At 73.1% G+C, this 17,103-nt stretch carries 14 protein-coding genes; 5 read left to right on the top strand and 9 right to left on the bottom strand.

Annotation, left to right across the window (positions count from 1 at the left end):
* Positions 1–19: 19 nt before the first annotated feature.
* The 5 genes from ACQEVB_RS04600 to ACQEVB_RS04580 all read left to right on the top strand — a co-directional run bounded on the left by ACQEVB_RS04600 (position 20) and on the right by ACQEVB_RS04580 (position 5,834).
* Positions 20–1,210: a homogentisate 1,2-dioxygenase gene (locus ACQEVB_RS04600; RefSeq protein ID WP_432965437.1), complete on the top strand. Its 1,191-nt coding sequence runs from the start codon at positions 20–22 to the stop codon at positions 1,208–1,210.
* The gene (locus tag ACQEVB_RS04595; protein ID WP_432965434.1) at positions 1,207–2,040 is read left to right on the top strand and encodes a hypothetical protein; all 834 of its coding nucleotides are present in this window, start codon (positions 1,207–1,209) and stop codon (positions 2,038–2,040) included. Before ACQEVB_RS04600 ends, ACQEVB_RS04595 begins: the two co-directional genes overlap by 4 nt.
* Positions 2,037–3,209: a fumarylacetoacetase gene (gene fahA, locus ACQEVB_RS04590; RefSeq protein ID WP_432965431.1), complete on the top strand. Its 1,173-nt coding sequence runs from the start codon at positions 2,037–2,039 to the stop codon at positions 3,207–3,209. Before ACQEVB_RS04595 ends, fahA begins: the two co-directional genes overlap by 4 nt.
* Before the next feature lie 343 nt (positions 3,210–3,552).
* Positions 3,553–4,509, top strand: a complete 957-nt coding sequence (locus ACQEVB_RS04585; RefSeq protein WP_432965428.1) for an ABC transporter substrate-binding protein — start codon at positions 3,553–3,555, stop codon at positions 4,507–4,509.
* Positions 4,510–4,619: 110 nt separating this feature from the next.
* Positions 4,620–5,834: a glycosyltransferase gene (locus ACQEVB_RS04580; protein ID WP_432965425.1), complete on the top strand. Its 1,215-nt coding sequence runs from the start codon at positions 4,620–4,622 to the stop codon at positions 5,832–5,834.
* Here ACQEVB_RS04580 and ACQEVB_RS04575 read toward each other — a convergent pair whose 3' ends face one another.
* From ACQEVB_RS04575 to ACQEVB_RS04535, 9 genes are all read right to left on the bottom strand, one after another.
* A complete protein-coding gene (locus ACQEVB_RS04575; protein ID WP_432965422.1) occupies positions 5,835–7,010 on the bottom strand; it encodes a cytochrome P450 in 1,176 nt (391 codons plus the stop codon).
* Complete coding sequence (locus tag ACQEVB_RS04570; RefSeq protein ID WP_432965419.1) at positions 6,988–7,734, bottom strand: helix-turn-helix domain-containing protein; 747 nt, start codon at positions 7,732–7,734, stop codon at positions 6,988–6,990. The genes ACQEVB_RS04575 and ACQEVB_RS04570 overlap by 23 nt, the downstream gene beginning before the upstream one ends.
* A 264-nt stretch (positions 7,735–7,998) precedes the next feature.
* Complete coding sequence (locus tag ACQEVB_RS04565; RefSeq protein ID WP_432965416.1) at positions 7,999–9,513, bottom strand: alpha-N-arabinofuranosidase; 1,515 nt, start codon at positions 9,511–9,513, stop codon at positions 7,999–8,001.
* A 29-nt stretch (positions 9,514–9,542) separates the two neighbouring features.
* The gene (locus ACQEVB_RS04560; RefSeq protein WP_432965413.1) at positions 9,543–10,430 is read right to left on the bottom strand and encodes a carbohydrate ABC transporter permease; all 888 of its coding nucleotides are present in this window, start codon (positions 10,428–10,430) and stop codon (positions 9,543–9,545) included.
* Between the two features lies 1 nt (position 10,431).
* Positions 10,432–11,367, bottom strand: a complete 936-nt coding sequence (locus tag ACQEVB_RS04555; protein WP_432965410.1) for a carbohydrate ABC transporter permease — start codon at positions 11,365–11,367, stop codon at positions 10,432–10,434.
* 16 nt (positions 11,368–11,383) lie between these two features.
* Complete coding sequence (locus ACQEVB_RS04550; protein ID WP_432965407.1) at positions 11,384–12,706, bottom strand: extracellular solute-binding protein; 1,323 nt, start codon at positions 12,704–12,706, stop codon at positions 11,384–11,386.
* Positions 12,703–13,746 (bottom strand): LacI family DNA-binding transcriptional regulator, encoded by a 1,044-nt coding sequence (locus ACQEVB_RS04545; protein WP_432965404.1) that lies wholly within the window; start codon positions 13,744–13,746, stop codon positions 12,703–12,705. The genes ACQEVB_RS04550 and ACQEVB_RS04545 overlap by 4 nt, the downstream gene beginning before the upstream one ends.
* A 72-nt stretch (positions 13,747–13,818) precedes the next feature.
* A complete protein-coding gene (locus ACQEVB_RS04540) occupies positions 13,819–15,687 on the bottom strand; it encodes a sensor histidine kinase (RefSeq protein ID WP_432965401.1) in 1,869 nt (622 codons plus the stop codon).
* Positions 15,684–17,096, bottom strand: a complete 1,413-nt coding sequence (locus ACQEVB_RS04535) for a PLP-dependent aminotransferase family protein (protein WP_432965398.1) — start codon at positions 17,094–17,096, stop codon at positions 15,684–15,686. The genes ACQEVB_RS04540 and ACQEVB_RS04535 overlap by 4 nt, the downstream gene beginning before the upstream one ends.
* Positions 17,097–17,103 lie beyond the last annotated feature (7 nt).

The raw sequence follows: 17,103 nt of genomic DNA, 5'->3' as shown, positions 1-17,103 counted from the left end.
TTCTCGGCCGGAGGTTCCCGTGCACTACCGCAGCGTCGGCACCGTCCCCCCGAAACGGCACACCCAGCACCGCAGGCCCGACGGCGGGCTCTACTACGAGGAGCTGATGGGCGAGGAGGGGTTCTCCTCCGACTCGTCGCTGCTCTACCACTCCGGCGTGCCGTCGGCGATCGTCGACGCGAGCCCGTGGGAGCTCTCCGACCAGACGACCACCGAGAACCGCCCGCTCATCCCGCGGCACCTGAAGCTGCACGAGCTCACCAGTGCGGACTGGAAGGCCGTCGACGCCGTCACCGGGCGCCGGCTCGTGCTGGGCAACGCCGACGTGCGCATCTCCTACGTCGTCGCGGGCGAGACCTCGCCGCTCTACCGCAACGCCGTCGGCGACGAGTGCGTGTACGTCGAGTCGGGCACGGCGACGGTGGAGACGGTGTTCGGCACGCTGCCCGCCGTGCAGGGCGACTACGTGCTGATCCCGCGCGCCACCACGCACCGCTGGATCCCGACGGGATCGGAGCCCCTGCGGCTCTACGCCATCGAGGCCAACTCGCACATCGCGCCGCCCAAGCGCTACCTCTCCCGGTACGGGCAGCTCCTGGAGCACTCGCCGTACTGCGAGCGCGACCTGCACGGGCCGGAGGGCCCGCTGGTCGTCGAGGGCACCGACGTGGAGGTGCTGGTCAAGCACCGCGGCTCCCGCGGCATCACCGGCACCCGGTACGTCTGCCCGACGCACCCGTTCGACGTCGTCGGCTGGGACGGCTGCCTCTACCCGTACACGTTCAACGTCGCCGACTTCGAACCGATCACCGGACGGGTGCACCAGCCGCCGCCCGCCCATCAGGTGTTCGAGGGGCAGAACTTCGTGATCTGCAACTTCGTGCCGCGCAAGGTCGACTACCACCCGCTGTCGATCCCCGTGCCGTACTACCACGCGAACGTCGACTCCGACGAGGTGATGTTCTACTGCGGCGGCGACTACGAGGCCCGCAAGGGCTCGGGGATCGGGCAGGGCTCGATCAGCCTGCACCCCGGCGGGCACTCGCACGGCCCGCAGCCCGGTGCCGTCGAGCGCTCGATCGGTGCCGAGTTCTTCGACGAGCTCGCCGTCATGGTCGACACGTTCCGGCCGCTGGAGCTCGGCGAGGCCGGGCGCGCCTCCGAGGACCCCGCGTACGCGTGGACGTGGGCGGGCCGGGGGCCGGCGTGAGCATCCCCGCCGTCGTCGCCGGGCTCTGCGACGACGCCGCGATCTTCCCGCCTGGTCTGGCCCCGCTGCCCGACGCCGTGCGGGACCACCGGGATCGTCGCGGCCGCTGGTACGCGGACCTCGCCGGCCCGCTCGTCCTCTCCGACGCCGCGCTCGCCCAGCTCGACGCACCCGACGCCGACCTGCGCGTCTCGGTGACGCTGCCCGGTGGCCCGGCCGGGCTGCCCGCGGTGGTCGCCGCCTGCGCGGAGCTGTCCGTCGAGCTCGCCGCCGTCGAGGTCGCGGTGCCCGCGGGCATGGGCGCCGCCGAGTTCTTCGAGCACCTGGCCGACCCGCCCGTCGACGTCTACGTCGAGGTGCCGCGGGACGGCCGCGGCCCGGCGATCGTCGACGGGCTGCGGGGCCGGTACCGGGCCAAGTTCCGCACCGGCGGGGTCCGGGCCGAGCTGTACCCGAGCGTCGCGGAGCTGGCCGCGAGCATCGCCGCCGTGGTCGCCGCCGGCGTCCCGTTCAAGGCGACGGCCGGGCTACACCACGCCGTGCGCAACACCGACCCGGAGACCGGGTTCGAGCAGCACGGCTTCCTCAACCTGCTGCTCGCCACCGACGCGCTGCTCGCCGGCGGCTCGGCGGCGGACGCGCAGGCGCTGCTCGCCGAGCGCGACCCGGCAGCCGTCGCAGCGCAGGTCCGGGCGCTCGACGCGGCCGCCGTGGCGCGCACCCGGGCCGCGTTCACCTCGTTCGGGACGTGCAGCATCACCGAGCCGCTGGCCGAGCTCGTCGCGCTCGGCATCATCAGCGTCGTCACAGAAGGAGAGGTCGACCAGTGAGCGTCGTCGAGATCCCGGACGGCTCCCCGTTCGGCGTCGAGAACCTGCCGTACGGGGTCTTCTCCGAGGCCGGCGGGCGGCCACGGGTCGGGGTCCGGGTCGGCGACTCGGTGGTTGACCTGTCCGTGCTGCTGGGCGACGAGGTGTTCGCCGAGCCCGCCCTGAACCCGTTCATGGCGCAGGGGCCGGCCCGGTGGGCCGAGGTGCGGGAACGCATCGCGGCCGCCGTCACGGCCGACGTGCCGGACGGGGCGGTGCACCCGGTGCGCGACGTGACGCTGCACCTGCCGTTCCAGGTCGGCGACTACGTCGACTACTACGCGTCGGAGCACCACGCCTCCAACCTCGGCCGACTCTTCCGACCCGACGCCGAGCCGCTGTTCCCCAACTGGAAGCACCTGCCCGTCGGCTACCACGGCCGCTCCGGCACGGTCGTCGTCTCCGGCACCGACGTCGTCCGGCCCTGTGGCCAGCGCAAGGCGCCCGACGAGCAGGCGCCGACGTACGGGCCGAGCCGGCGGCTGGACATCGAGGTCGAGTTCGGGTTCGTCGTCGGCGTCGGGTCGGAGCTGGGCGACCGCATCCCCGTCGAGGCGTTCGCCGAGCACGTCTTCGGAGCGTTCCTGGTCAACGACTGGTCGGCCCGCGACATCCAGGCCTGGGAGTACGTGCCGCTCGGCCCGTACCTCGGCAAGAGCTTCGCCACGTCGATCTCGCCGTGGGTGGTGCCGCTGGCCGCGTTGCAGGAGGCGCGCATCCCGCTGCCCGGGCAGGACCCGGAGCCGCTCGACTACCTCCGCGGCGGCGGTGACTGGGGGCTCGACGTCGAGTTCGTCGTGGAGTGGAACGGCGAGGAGGTCGCCCGGCCGCCGTACCGCGAGATGTACTGGTCGCCGGCCCAGATGCTCGCGCACATGACCGTCAACGGTGCGTCGACGCGGACGGGCGACTTCTTCGCCTCCGGCACGGTGTCCGGGCCGGAGAAGCGGCAGCGCGGCGCGTTCATCGAGCTGACGTGGGGCGGCCGCGAGCCGATCCAGGTGAAGGGCGAGGACCGCACCTTCCTGCTCGACGGCGACGAGATCGCCATCTCGGCCACGGCGCCGGGTCCGGACGGTGCACGGATCGGGTTCGGGGAAGTGACCGGCACGGTCCGCCCGGCCCGCTGATCGCCCGCACCTGCCCGCTCCCGTCCGCAGGTGGCCCGCGAGTTGCCCGGACCGGGTCGGCGAGTTGCCCCGATCAGGACGCTGAGATGGCCGGATCGGATCCGGCTCAAGCGGCCAACTCGCAGTCCCGATCCGGCCAACTCGCAGTCCCGATCCGGGCAACTCGCGGGCCTGGTCCGGGCAACTCGCCCGGCTCGCGCGCGCCGCGGCTCTCCGCCCACCACGGTGAGTTCAGTGCAGGTCAGCGCATTGTGATGTGCCACTATCCGGCGAACGGGGGCAAGCGGCAGGGCTGTCCTGACGCTCCCGCCGTGCACCGTTGGAGCAGAGGGGCTCGACCGCCATGCGCACCCGTCCACTCGCCACGGCACTGGTCGGTGCCGCGCTCGTCCTGGCCACCGCAGCGTGCGGAGAGACCGTGTCGACGAGCGGCCCGCCCACGGTCGCGATCGTGGCGAAGGGTTTCCAGCACCAGTTCTGGCAGGCCGTGAAGAAGGGCGCCGAGCAGGAGGCGGTCAAGGAGAACGTGCGGGTCACGTTCGAGGGGCCGGCCACGGAGTCCGACATCGAGAGCCAGGTCCGCATGCTGGGGATCGTGCTGGGTCGGCGCCCGGCCGCGCTGGGCTTCGCCGCGCTCGACTCGAAGGCCGCCGCCCCGCTGCTGGACGAGGCGAAGAAGCGCAACATCCCGGTCGTCGCATTCGACTCCGGTGTGGACTCCGACCTGCCCGTCACCACCGCGGCCACCGACAGCAAGGCGGCGGCCGCGGAGGCGGCCAAGCACATGGCGGAGGCGATCGGCGGCTCCGGCAAGGTCGCGCTGGTCGTGCACGACGACAAGAGCAAGACGGGCGTCGAGCGCCGCGACGGGTTCATCGAGTGGATGAAGGCCAACGCGCCGGGTGTGCAGCTGCTCGACACCCAGTACGGCGCCGGCGACAAGGACCAGTCGGCGCAGATCACCCAGAACATCATCGCGGCCAACCCCGACGTCAAGGGCATCTACGGCACCAACGAGGGCTCCGCGATCGGCATCGTGCGCGGGGTCACCGCGACCGGCCGCAAGGGCATCGCCATCATCGGGTTCGACTCCGGCAAGGACCAGATCGACGCCATCAAGAGCGGCGTGATGCTCGGCGCGATCACCCAGAACCCGATCGGGATCGGCGAGCAGACCGTGGCCGCGGCCGTGAAGGCGATCCACGGCGAGGAGGTGCCGAAGACCATCGACACCGGCTTCTTCTGGTACGACCAGTCGAACATCGACAGCCCGCAGATCCAGGCGGTGCTCTACCAGTGATCTCTTCCCACTTCAACGTATAGCCGACGGGGGGACTTGCCACAAGACGCCGGTGGTCCCTCAGAATTCCCCGGCCGAACGGCGCCAGCTGGGGAAATGGGGAATTCGAAGTGCGTTTGCTGTTGACGACGTGGGGATCGCGTGGGGACGTCGAGCCGCTGGCCGGGCTGGCGGTGGCACTGCGGGAGCACGGTGCGGACGCGGTCGTGTGCGCGCCGCCGGACGACGACTTCGTGGCTCTGCTGGGTCGGGTCGGGGTGGCCCACGAGCCGCTCGGGCCGAGCGTGCGCTCCGTGGTGAGCGGTGGGCGAACGGACCCGTTCCAGCTCGCGGCCGACCTGGTCGCGGCACGGTTCGAGACGCTCGGCAGGGTCGGGAAGGGTTGTGACGCGATCCTGGCGTGCGGGTTGATGCCGGCCGGTGCGCCGGACGTCGCCGAGAAGCTCGGCATCGACTACCACTACGTGAGCTTCCACATGGCCGGCCTGCCGTCGCGGGTCTTCTCGCCGGGGGTGCGGCCGGGCACGCCGTCGTCGGCGGAGGAGACCGACAAGCGGGTGCTGTGGCAGCAGGACGCCGAGCGCGTGACCAACCTGTACGGGCCCGCGGTGAACAGCCACCGGGCGGAGCTGGGCATGCCGCCCGTGGACAACGTCCGCGACCAGGTGTTCACCGCGCGGCCCTTCCTGGCGGCGGACCCGACGCTGTGCCCGTCCGCGGGCATGACGGAGCTCGACCTCGTCCAGACGGGGGCGTGGATCCTGCCCGACGACCGTCCCCTGCCCGACGACCTGGCCGCGTTCCTCGACGCCGGCACGCCGCCGGTGTACGTGGGCTTCGGCAGCATGGCCGCGCACGCGCCGAAGGGCGTCGCGGAGGCGGCGATCGAGGCGGCCCGCGGGCACGGCCGCCGGATCCTGATCGGCAGCGGCTGGGCCGGGCTGACCTCCGCGGACGACGCCGACGACTGCTTCGTCGTCGGTGAGGTCAACCAGCAGGCGCTGTTCCGCCGGGTCGCCACCGTCGTGCACCACGGCGGTGCGGGCACCACGACGACCGCGGCGCGGGCCGGTGCGCCGCAGGTGATCGTGCCGCTGATCGCGGACCAGCCGTACTGGGCGTCGCGGATCGCCGAGCTGGGCATCGGTGCTGCGCACGAGGGCGCGCAGCCCACCGCCGAGTCCCTGTCGGCCGCGCTGGCCGTCTCGCTGGACCCGCAGGTTCAGGAGCGGGCCGTGGCCCTCGCCGGCGAGGTGCGGACCGACGGCGCAACCGTCGCCGCACAGCTGCTGCTCGCCAGCCGAGTGCCGGAAACCGCCGGGTGATCAGCCGCCCCACTTCAGGGCCATCCCCGTGACGTCGATGCCGACGGGCGTGCGCCGCGTCGTGAACCGGTCCGGCGGCAGCCACCACTCGCCGGGCATCCGGGCCAGAGCGGCGTCGACGGCGGCGCGCACCTCGCAGCGAGCGAGGTGCGCGCCGAGGCAGAAGTGCACGCCGTGGCCGAACGACAGGTGCGGGTTGGGGTCGCGGCCGGGCACGAGGTCGTGCGGGCGGACGAACACCCGCGGGTCGCGGTTGGCCGAGACCACCATGCCGACGACCCGCGTGCCCGCCTCGACGGTGTGCCCGCCGATCGACGTGGTGGCCGTGGTGAAGCGGTCCGTGCCCCCGATCGGCGGGAGGAGGCGCAGCACCTCCTCGACGACCGCGGGCACCAGCTCCGGGTCGGCGCGCAGCCGTCGCAGCAGAGCGGGGTCGCGCTGCAGGCAGAGCAGGGTGTGCACGATCAGCGTCCGGGTCGTCTCGTGGCCGTTGATCAGCAGCAGTGCGCAGAAGTCGACCAGCTCGTCCGTGGAGAGGGCGGTGCCGTCAGGCTCCGCGGCCACCAGCGCGCCGATGACGTCGTCGGCCGGGCTGCGGCGGTGCTCCTCGATCACGTCCCGGAAGTAGTCGCCCAGCTCGGCGAAGGCGGAGACGAACGCCGTGCGCCGTGCCGGGTCGGTGGCGAACGCGCCGGCGAACGACGTGATCGCCTCCGCCCAGCGGACGAAGTCGGCCTGCCGCTCCGCCTCCACGCCGAGCAGGGCGGAGATCGTCGCGATCGGCAGCGGGTGGGCCAGGTCGACGACGACGTCCAGCTCGTCGCGGGAGCCCGCGAGCAGCCCGTGCGCCGTGGCGACGATCCGCTGCTCGACGGCCGCGACGGAGCGCGGCGTGAACGCACGGCTCACGATGCGCCGCAGCACGTGGTGACGCGGCGGGTCGGTGGCGACGAGCGTGCGCAGCACCGGGTTGTCCCGGTGCGGCACGTCCTGCGCGCTGTGGCGCAGCTCGTCCGAGGAGAAGAGGGCGTACTCGGTCAGCACCCGGTCGACGTCGGCGTGGCCGTGGACGAACCACGCACCTAGGGGTTCGACGAACCGGACGGGCTCGCGGGCACCCGCGACGGCGACGTCCTCGTGCCACGCGAGCAGCTCATCGGCCGGGCGGTCGGTCATGCCCCGGATGCTGCCGCAGGTCCGGGCAGGAATCGTGGAGGAATCGGACGTCTGCGGCGCCGACCAGCACGTCGGGTGTGCAGCCGACGACGCGCCGGAACTCGGCGAGCATGTGCTGCTGGTCGTAGAAGCCGGCCGCGGCGGCCAGCGACGCCCAGCTCGCGCCGCGCGAACGACGGGCCGCCACCACCGCGTGCAGCCGCTGCACGCGCAGAAAGGTCTTGGGGGACAGGCCGACCGCGGCGTCGAAGCGGCGGCGCAGCTGCCGTTCCGAGAGCCCGACCGCAGCGGCGTAGGAACCGACGGCTACCGCGGGCCGCGCGCGCATCAGGTCGACGACGCGGCGGACCTCGCGGTCCGGCGTGCGCGTGCGGTCCGCGACGAGGGCACGCAGGGTCGCGAGACCGGTCGCGAGCGGGCTCGCCGCCCGCGCCGCGACCAGCTCGAACCCGTCTGCCGGCACGTCGGCTGCGCTCACCCCGAGCAGGGCGGTGCAGCTGCCCGGCAGCAGCCGGAACCCGGTGAGCACGCCGTCCCGCGGCAGGTCGCCGCGGCGCGCCGTCCGTTCCGCGCCGGTGACGAGCACGCGCCCGTCACCCAGCACGATCAGGTCCACCGCCGGCACCGGCAGCGCCGGCGGCACCGCCCCGGTGCCGCGCAGCACCCAGATCCGCGCGACGTCGCTGGCGAGATCGGCGGGCGCCGGCCACTCCCGGTAGGGCACAGGGCGAGCGTAGGGCAGCGCCGGCCTGCCGACCTCGGCATTTCCGGCTGGACGGCACTCATGAGCCCGGGGCGGGCGCTGCGAAAGCGCCCCTCCCTGCTCGACGGCTGGCGCGGGGCCTGGGGCCGCAGCGGATGTTGCGGTGATCAAGGGCAGAATGTCGTTGTTCGATCTCGGGGAACGACCTTTTGTCCTTGATCACCGGGCGGCCTTCGCGGACCAGCCCCAGCCGTGCGCCCGCCCAGACCCGCGCGCCGGCCGACCTCAGCCAGCCTTCCTGAGCGTGATCAGGTTCCACGACAGCGGCGGGAGCACGACCTGAGCCGTTCCGCCGTCGGCCGCCACCGACTCACGGGTGTGCGGGGTGACGCGGTCCGGCTGGTCCGCGGAGTTGACGGCCTCCGGGTCGTCGTCGCAGAGCGCGACGTGATCGGCGACCCAGCCGGCGCCGGCCCGTTCCAGCGGCCGCACGTCCAGGTCGAGGGCCATCGGTTCGGTCTGGCTGCGGTTCACCGCGAAGACCGCGACCGAGCCGTCCGGGCGCACCACCGCGGCCGCGTCCAGCAGCGGGACCTCGCCGAGCCACGACGTCTCGTGCGTCGGCGCGCTCGGCGCCAGCCGCAGCACCGTTCCGCGCCCGTTCGCCGAGGTCAGCGCGAACGGGTGGTAGGTGGTCTGGCGCCAGGCCGGGCCGCCGGGTTCGGTGCGGATCGGCGCGATCACGTTGACGAGCTGCGCCAGGCACCCGATCCGGACGCGGTCGGCGTGGTTGAGCAGGGAGATCAGCAGGTCGCCGACCACGACGGCGTCGACGACGGAGTAGGTGTCCTCGATCAGGCGCGGCGCGTGCGCCCAGTCCTGCGGCGGCTGCTCGTGGTAGCGGGTGAGGTACCAGACGTTCCACTCGTCCACCGACAGCGAGAGGCGCTTGCGGTGGCGGCCCTTCGCGCGGACGTAGTCGCAGGTCGCGATGGCCTCTTCGATGAAGTTGTCGAGCTCGACGCCCGAGGCGAGGAAGCTGTCGCGGTCGCCCTTGCGCTCCTCGGAGTAGGAGTGCAGCGACAGGTAGTCGACGGTGTCGTAGCACTCCTCGAGGATCGTGGCCTCCCAGCTGCCGAACGTCGGCATCCGCCGGTTGGAGCTGCCGCACGCCACCAGCTCGATCGACGGGTCGACCCACCGCATCACCTTGCCGGCCTCCAGCGCGAGCCGGCCGTACTCGTACGCGGTCTTGTGGCCGATCTGCCACGGCCCGTCCAGCTCGTTGCCGAGGCACCACACCTTGATGCCGAACGGTTCCTCGGCGCCGTTCTTGCGGCGCAGGTCCGACAGCTCGGTGCCGCCGGGGTGGTTGCAGTACTCGACGAGCCGGCGCGCCTCGTCGACGCCGCGGGTGCCGAGGTTGACCGCCATCATCGGCTCGGTGCCCACCCGCTTGGCCCACGCGGCGAACTCGTGCAGCCCGACCTGGTTGGTCTCGATGGAGCGCCACGCGAGGTCGAGGCGCACCGGGCGGTCGGCGACGGGCCCGATCCCGTCCTCCCAGTTGTAGCCCGACACGAAGTTGCCGCCCGGGTAGCGCACGATCGGCACGCCGAGCTCGCCGACGAGCTCGGCGACGTCACCGCGGAAGCCCAGCTCGTCGGCGGTCGCGTGGCCGGGCTCGTGGATGCCCGTGTAGACGCATCGGCCCATGTGCTCGACGAACGAGCCGTACAGGCGCGGGTCGATCTCGGCCAGCGCGAGCGCGGGATCGATGGTGACGGTAGAGCGGAGCACTGCACTCCTTCGGTCGGGTTGTGCGGGGATCATCCCTTGAGGCCGGTGCCGGCGACGCCTTCGACGATCTGGCGCTGGAAGAACAGGAACAGCGCGACCAGCGGCAACCCGCCCAGCAGCGAGGTGGCCATGGTGTCGGCGTAGCGGATGCCGAAGTTGCCCTGCACGGTCGCGAGCCCCACCGGCACCGTCATGACGTCCGGGCTGGAGAGCACCAGCAGCGGCCACAGCAGGCTGTTCCACGACCAGACGAACGTGAAGATGGCGACTGCGGCGATCGCGGGCCGGGTCAGCGGCAGCGCGATCGTCCAGTAGATCCGCCACCAGCCGGCGCCGTCGATGCGGGCGGCCTCCTCCAGCTCGATCGGCAGGCCGTCGAGGAACTGCTTGAACACGAACACCGCGATCGCGGTGGGCACCTGCGGCAGGATTACCGCCCAGTACGTGTTGAGCAGGCCGAGCGCGTTCATCTCACGGAACAGCGGCACGATCAGCACCTGGCTCGGGATGAGCAGCCCGGCGAGCACGAGCCCGAGGACGGCCCCGCGCCGGCGGAACCGCATCCGGGAGAGCGCGAACGCGGCCATGCTCGCGGTCAGCACCGTGAGGACGACCGTCAGCACGCCGATGATCGCGCTCGACGCGTACCAGTCCCAGACGTCGCCCGCGCGCAGGACGGACGCGTAGGAGTCCAGGGTGGGCTGCTCGATCCACCACGTCACCGGCAGGTTGGCGGTCTCGGAGTTGGGCTTGAACGAGGTGTCGACCGCCCACAGGAGGGGCACCAGCCAGATCACGGCGATGGCGAGGACGACACCGGTGCAGATCCGGTTGAACAGCCGGGACCCGGTGATGGCGGAGACCTGCCGTGACGCGCGCGCGGCGGCGACGGGTTCGGTGTCGAGGACGGTGGTCACGTCAGACCTCCTGCTGGCGGCGGGTGCGCAGGTACCAGATCGCCGAGACGGCGAGGATGAGCACGAAGTAGACGGTGGAGGCCGCACCCGCGTAGCCGATGCGGTAGTCGGTGAACGCGACGTCGTAGACGTACTCCAGCGCCGGTCGGGTGCTGCCGTTCGGCCCACCCGAGGTCATGATGTACATCTGGTCGAACACCTTGAGCGAGGCGATCACCTGCAGCACCACCACGAGCGTGGTCGTGCGGGCGAGCAGCGGCACGGTGATCCGCAGCGTCTGCTGCCACGGCGTCGCACCGTCCAGCGCCGCCGACTCGTACAGCTCGCGCGGCACCTCCTGCAGCCCGGCGAGGTAGAGCACGAAGTTGAAGCCCAGCGTCCACCACACCGTCGCGATGGCCAGTGACACCATGGCCCAGTCGGGGTCACCCAGCCACGACGGCGGTTCCAGCCCGAACGTGGAGACCGCGGCGGCGCCCAGCCCGAGTTCCGGCGTGTAGATCCACATCCAGATCAGCGCCATCACCGCCGACGGCAGGATGTAGGGCGCGAAGAACGCCAGCCGCAGGAACCAGCGGGCCCGGCCGGCCCGCTCGGCCAGCAGGGCCAGGACGAACCCGAGCACGACCAGCGGCGGCGTGGTGAGCACGGTGAACCACACCGTGTGCCACATCGCCGCCCAGAACGCGCTGCTGGTGAGCACCTCGCCGTAGTTGGCGAGGCCGGCGAACGGGCCGAGGCCGCCGCGCACGAGGCTGGCGTCGAAGAAGCTCATCAGCAGCCCGTAGAGCGCCGGGCCGATCACGAACAGCACGTACAGGATCAGGAACGGGGCGAGGAACCCGACGGCCGGTCGGCCGTCCGGTCGCATCCTCGACGGGCCGCGGGTCGGGGCGACCGGCGTCGCAGTGGTGGTGGACGGAAGCGTGGTGGTCACCGGAGTCTCCCTCGCATCACAGGGGCGGTCGGGTGGTGGCGAGGGTGGTGAGCTGGTCCCGCATGCGGGCAAGGCCCGCCTCCGGGGTGAGCAGCCCGCCCTGCACGGCGCCGATCGCGTCGCCGAGGACGATCTCGAAGTTCGAGCCGGACCCGGAGTACCAGGCGTCCGGGTCGTAGACGGCGGCGTCGGCCGCCGCTGCGTAGTTCGCCTGCGGTTGCAGCGCCGCGTAGTCGGGGCTGTCGCGGTAGGGCAGCCACGCCGGCACGTGCCCGCCCGCGGCCCAGACCGCGCTCTGGTCCAGCATCGACCGGACGAACCCGAGCGCCTTGTCCAGCTCGGCCGGTGACCGGTCACGGCGCGGCAGCACCAGCGCGTGCGAGTCGGCCTGCACCGCGTAGCGGGAGCCGCCGTAGACGTTGGGGAACAACGTCATCCCGAACGGGGTCTTCGACGTCTGGAACGTCGTGATCTCCCACTCGCCCTGGAAGTAGAACCCGGCGCGCCCGTTGGCGAACGTCGCGACCGCGCCCTGGTAGTCCAGGTTGCCCGGCATCAGGCCGTCGACGTTGAGCCGGGAGAGCAGCGACAGCACCCGCAGGGCCTTGGCGTCGTCGATGACGACCTGCCGCCCGGAGTCGGCGATCATCTGCCCGCCGAGCTGGCTGTAGAGCGTCTGGAAGATCCGCCACGGGCTGGCCTGCTCGCTGACCGCGGCGACGGACGCGCCGAACTGGCCGGTGACCTGCTTGGCCCGGCGCAGCGCGTCGACGAGGGCGTCCTCGCTGGTGATCGGTCGCAGCGCGCCCGATCCGTCGAGCAGGCCTGCCTTGGCGCAGACGTCGGTGTTGTAGAAGCAGACGAACGGGTGGGTGTCCAGCGGCACGGCGAAGGTGCTGCCGCCGACCTGGCCCGCCCGCCACGCCGTGGCGTTGAACCGGTCCGCCGTCATCCCGTGCCGGGCCATGTCGCCCGGTGCGAGCTCGGCGAGCAGGCCGGCGGCCTGCAACGTCGGCACGCGCGTCATGTGCGCGACCGCGACGTCCGGTGGCTTCCCGCCGATCGTGGCCAGCGACAGCTTCGTGTAGTAGGGGTTGCCCCACTTCAGCGTGATCGGCTCCAGCGTGACCTGCGGCGTCGCCGCCTGGTACGCGGCCACCATCGCCTGCATGCGTTTGCCGTCGCCGCCGCCGAAGAGGTTCCAGTAGGCGAGGGTGCTCGGCGACGAGCTCCGGCCGAGCAGCCCGCCGGCAACCGCCGTCGAGCAGCCGGAGAGCAACATCGTCGCACCGGCGGCGAGCGCGCCACCGAGGAAACGACGCCGGTTCGGATGGGTCAAGGCTGCTCCCTGGGGTCGATGGTGGGCAGGTCGGACGCCGGTGGCGGGCCGGTGGACGCGCGGACGACCAGCCGGACCGGCAGCAGCTCGCGCCGCGGCGCCGGCTTCCCCGCGATCAGGTCGAGCAGGACGGCGGCCGCGCGCTCGCCGGTCTCGGTGAACGGGACGGCGATCGTGGTCAGCGCGGGCACCAGGAACCGCGAGGCCGGCAGGTCGTCGCAGCCGACCACGGACACCTCCTCGGGCACGCGCACCCCGCGGTCGGCCAGCAGCCGCAGCACGCCGGAGGCCATCTCGTCGTTCTGCGCGAACACCGCGGTGATCGGCTCGCCGGCGCGGTCGAGCAGCGCGGCGGCCGCGGCATAGGCGGTCGCGGCCGACCACCCGGACTCGACGATCCGATGCTCCGGCAACGCCACCCCGGCCGCGGCGAGCGCCGTGCCGAACCCCTCGAGGCGCCTGCGCACCACGTGGCGCCCACGCGGGCCGACCACGGTGGCGATCTCGCGGTGGCCCAGCTCGAGCAGGTGCTCGGCGGCCAGCCGGCCCGTCTCGCGGTGGTCGGAGCCGAGCAGCACGGCGTCGGCGCCGGGCATCCGGTTGAGCCCGACCAGCGGCAGCCCGGGACGCAGCACGCGGGCGACCCCCTCGTCCCGCTCGATGCCGGGGGCGACGACCAGGACCCCGTCGACGCGGTGCTCCAGCAGCTTGCGCAGCGCGTCGGCGGCCGGCTCACCCGGGGTGACCGCGGTCAGCAGCACGGCGTGGCCCTGCGCGGCGAGCGCAGCCTGCGCGCCGTCGACGAAGCGGACCAGCGCGGCGTCGGCCAGGTCGTCGACCAGCACGCCGATGGTCACCGAGCTGCGCCGGACCAGACCCCTGGCCAGCGCGTTCGGCACGTAGCCCAGCTCGGCTGCCACGCGCAGGACGCGCTCTGCGGTCGCCGCGGAGGCGGCCGCGGTGTTGCCGTTGAGCACCTTGCTCGCTGTCTGGAAGCTCACGCCGGCGCGTGCCGCGACGTCCTTCAACGAGACGTACACGCCACCTCCACCCTGAGTGTGAGCGTTAACAGCGAACGTTCGCGTAGATCGTGACTCCCCGATCGGGTGACGTCAAGAGGTGGTCAACGCGGCGAGCGGAGCGCTCGCCTCCAGCACGAAGCGGCCGTCCGCCCGGTGCGCGCGCACCGACCCGCCGAGCGCGCCCAGCCGCTCGTCCAGGTTGGTCAGGCCCTGCCCGGCCGCGTCGGCGGCGGCCGGCGGGGCACCGTCGTTGGCGACGGTGAGGGTGGCGCTGCCGTCGTCGACGCGCACCTGGACGTCGACCCGGGTGGGCCTGCTGTGGCGCAGCACGTTGGTGACCGCTTCGCGCAGCACGGTGGCGAACGCCGTGTCGACGTCGGGCGGCAGCGGCGGCGCATCGACGCAGTGCGCCTCCACACCGGCCGAGCGCAGGATCTCCCGCGCCGACCGCAGTTCGGTGACCAGTGCCGGGCGGGTGGGGTCGGTGCTGACGACGCCGGCGTCGTCGCGGGTCGCGACCGCGATGCCCAGCAGCTCGGTGATCTCGCGGCGGGCCCGCGCGGGATCGGTGTCGAGCACGGCCGCGGCGAGCTCGGACTTGAGCGCGATCGCGGACAGGCCGAGCCCGAGCAGGTCGTGCGTGTCGCGGGTGATCCGCAGCCGTTCGCGGATCGTGGCGACCTCGGCCAGCTCGGCCCGGGCCTCGACCAGCTCGCCGACGACGGTCGTCAGCCGCGAGAAGCCGTACACCATCAGGCCCCAGGCCGAGACGACCGCGACCGCGTACCCGGCCCAGGGGAGAAGGTCCCGCACGTCGAGCGGCGTGCTCGGGGCGATGGCGACCAGCAGCGGGTGGCTGAACACGACCGCGGCGAACGCGATCCACCGCCATCGGACCGGGAGCAGCAGCAGGCAGCTCCCGGCGAGGAACGCCGCGCTCGAGAAGGCGGACGCCTCCGCGACGGGGTAGAAGGCGTAGATCAGCGCGGCCTGCAGGGCGAGGGTCCACGGCCACCCCCGCGGCCGGGCGATGGTCGAGTGCCGCCACTGCACGGCCACGATCACGATCGACGCGACGGCTGACGCCACGATCACGGGCAACGACGAGTACGGCACCGCGGTGGTGCGCCGGACCACGTTCAGCACGGCGAGCAGGGCGAACATCACCAGCATCGCCAGCAGGACGACCCGGGCCAGCCGCGGGGCCAGCACCTCCGTGTGCTGCCCGGCGGGATCGGGCGGAACAGGCGGCGCGTCCGGGGCGGTCCGGCGCACCTCGGCGCCGGCCTCGCGGGCCAGCCCACCGACCCGTTCCAGCTCCTGCCGGGCGCGCTCGGGTGCGCCACCCAGCGCTGCGCCCGCGTGCACGACGACCTGGTCGAGGCGCTCGACCACCGCGGCCCGCAGCCGCCGCGCGCTCGCGAGGCGTTGCTCGACGACCGCGGCCGCGGCCAGCTCCGAACGGGTCGCGTCGAGCGCCGCGGCCATCGTGGTGAGCCGCACCAGGCCGTAGAGCGCGAGCCCGGTGTCGGCGTAGGTGATCACGACCCAGGCGATGGCGGCGTGCGGCGGGACCGCGGGCATCCCCACCACGAGACGCACGGCGAGGTCCGCGGCACCGGCGAGGAGGAACAGCGCCTGCCCCAGCGGGGCGCGCAGGGTGAGCAGGAGCAGCCCGCCGAGCGGCCCGACGATCCCACTCGGCCAGGTGGAGCCGAAGAGCGCGAACGGCGCGAAGGACAGCACCGCCTGCACGGCGAGGAGCCCCGGGTACCAGCGCGTCCACACCGACCGTCCCAGCCCGGTCGCGTACCACAGGGGCAGCGCGAACGCCGCCGCCACGAACGGGACGTAGCGGAAGTCGGGGTGGCTGACCGCGTCGGCGGCCCGGGCCAGCAGCACCAGGCCGAGGAACGCGGGCGCCAGCAGGCCCAGCCGTCCGAGCGCCGAGCCGGTCACCGGCGGAGGGAGCGGATGGCGTCGGCGAGCAGGTCGACGCCCTCGACGGCGGCCGACTCGGTCAGGCTGCCGTAGCCGAAGACCAGCCCGTCCGGTCCGCGCTCGCCCACCCAGTAGGGCGCCAGGCCGTAGACGCCGAGGCCGCGTTCGAGCGCCGCCTCCGCCACGGCCTCCTCGGTGAGGTCGGGCGGCAGCCACGTCATGACGTGCAGGCCGGCGGAGACGCCGATCGGCACGAGGTCGGGCAGCCGCTCGGCCAGGCGGCCGACGAGGGCGTCGCGCAGCCGCCGGTACCGCGGCCGCATCCGGCGCAGGTGGCGATCGAACTCGCCGCGGGCGACGAAGTCGGCGAACGTCAGCTGGTCGAGCACCGGCGAGCCGCGGTCGTCCATCACCTTGGCCGCCGACATCGGCTCGACCAGCCGGCTCGGCAGGACCAGCCAGCCGAGCCGCAGCCCGGGCGCCAGCGTCTTGCTCGCCGTACCCGCGTACACGACGGATTCCGGCGCGAGCCCTTGGATGGCGCCGATCGGCTCGCGGTCGTACCGGTACTCGGCGTCGTAGTCGTCCTCGATGACGACGGCGTCGTGCTCCGCGGCCCACGCGACCAGCCCGGCCCGGGTCTGCGCCGATGCCACGGCTCCCGTCGGGAACTGGTGGGCCGCGGTCACCAGCACGACGTCGGCGCCAGAACGTTCGAGCGCGGCCACGTCCAGCCCGGTCTCCAGGACCGGGACGCCGACCGTCTCCAGGCCCGCCTTCGTCGCGACATCGCGCACCTCGTTGTCGGACGGGTCCTCGACGGCCAGCCGGCGGTACCCCGCAGCAGCCAGCACCTGCAGGAGCAACCGGGAGCCCTGGGCGAAGCCGTTGCAGATCAGCACGTTCTCCGGCCGCGCGGACGTGCCGCGGACCCGGTTCAGGTAGTCGGCCATCGCCTCGCGCAGCTCGTCGGCGCCGCGCCCGTCGAGGTAGGTGAGGCTGCTGTTGGGCGTCTCGTTGAGGACCTTGCGGACCGACCGCAGCCACGCGGCGCGCGGGAACTGCGAGACGTCGGGCTTGCTGTACTTGAGGTCGATCCGCGGCGGCCCGGCGGTCGCCGGGGCGCTCGGCTGCTCCGTCCGGACCGCGGCCGCGGCCGGCGCCACCTGCGTGTAGCCGCCGGCGCGGCTGACCAGGTAGCCCTCGGCCACCAGCTGCTGGTACGCCTCCACGACCACGCCGCGGGAGAGCCCCAGGTCCGCGGCGAGCGCGCGCGTCGCCGGCATGACGGCGTCGGCCCGGAGCAGGCCCTGCCGGATCCGCTCCCGGATCCCGCTCTCCAGCTGCTGGTGCAGCGGCACCGACGTGTCGCGGCGGAGCTCGACGAGGAGCTCACCCGCGCCCGAATTGGTCCTGGGTCGGCGCATGGAAACG

It is taken from the genome of Pseudonocardia sp. CA-107938 (assembly GCF_050936315.1).
Lineage (GTDB): Bacteria > Actinomycetota > Actinomycetes > Mycobacteriales > Pseudonocardiaceae > Pseudonocardia.
The sequence above is the reverse complement of the archived record's forward strand: the minus strand, read 5'-3'. Positions and strand labels throughout refer to the sequence as shown.

Coding starts and splice junctions, on each gene's coding strand:
- ACQEVB_RS04535 (WP_432965398.1), bottom strand. CDS start 17,096: ATGCGCCGACCCAGGACCAATTCGGGCGCGGGTGAGCTCCTCGTCGAG.
- ACQEVB_RS04585 (WP_432965428.1), top strand. CDS start 3,553: ATGCGCACCCGTCCACTCGCCACGGCACTGGTCGGTGCCGCGCTCGTC.
- ACQEVB_RS04575 (WP_432965422.1), bottom strand. CDS start 7,010: ATGACCGACCGCCCGGCCGATGAGCTGCTCGCGTGGCACGAGGACGTC.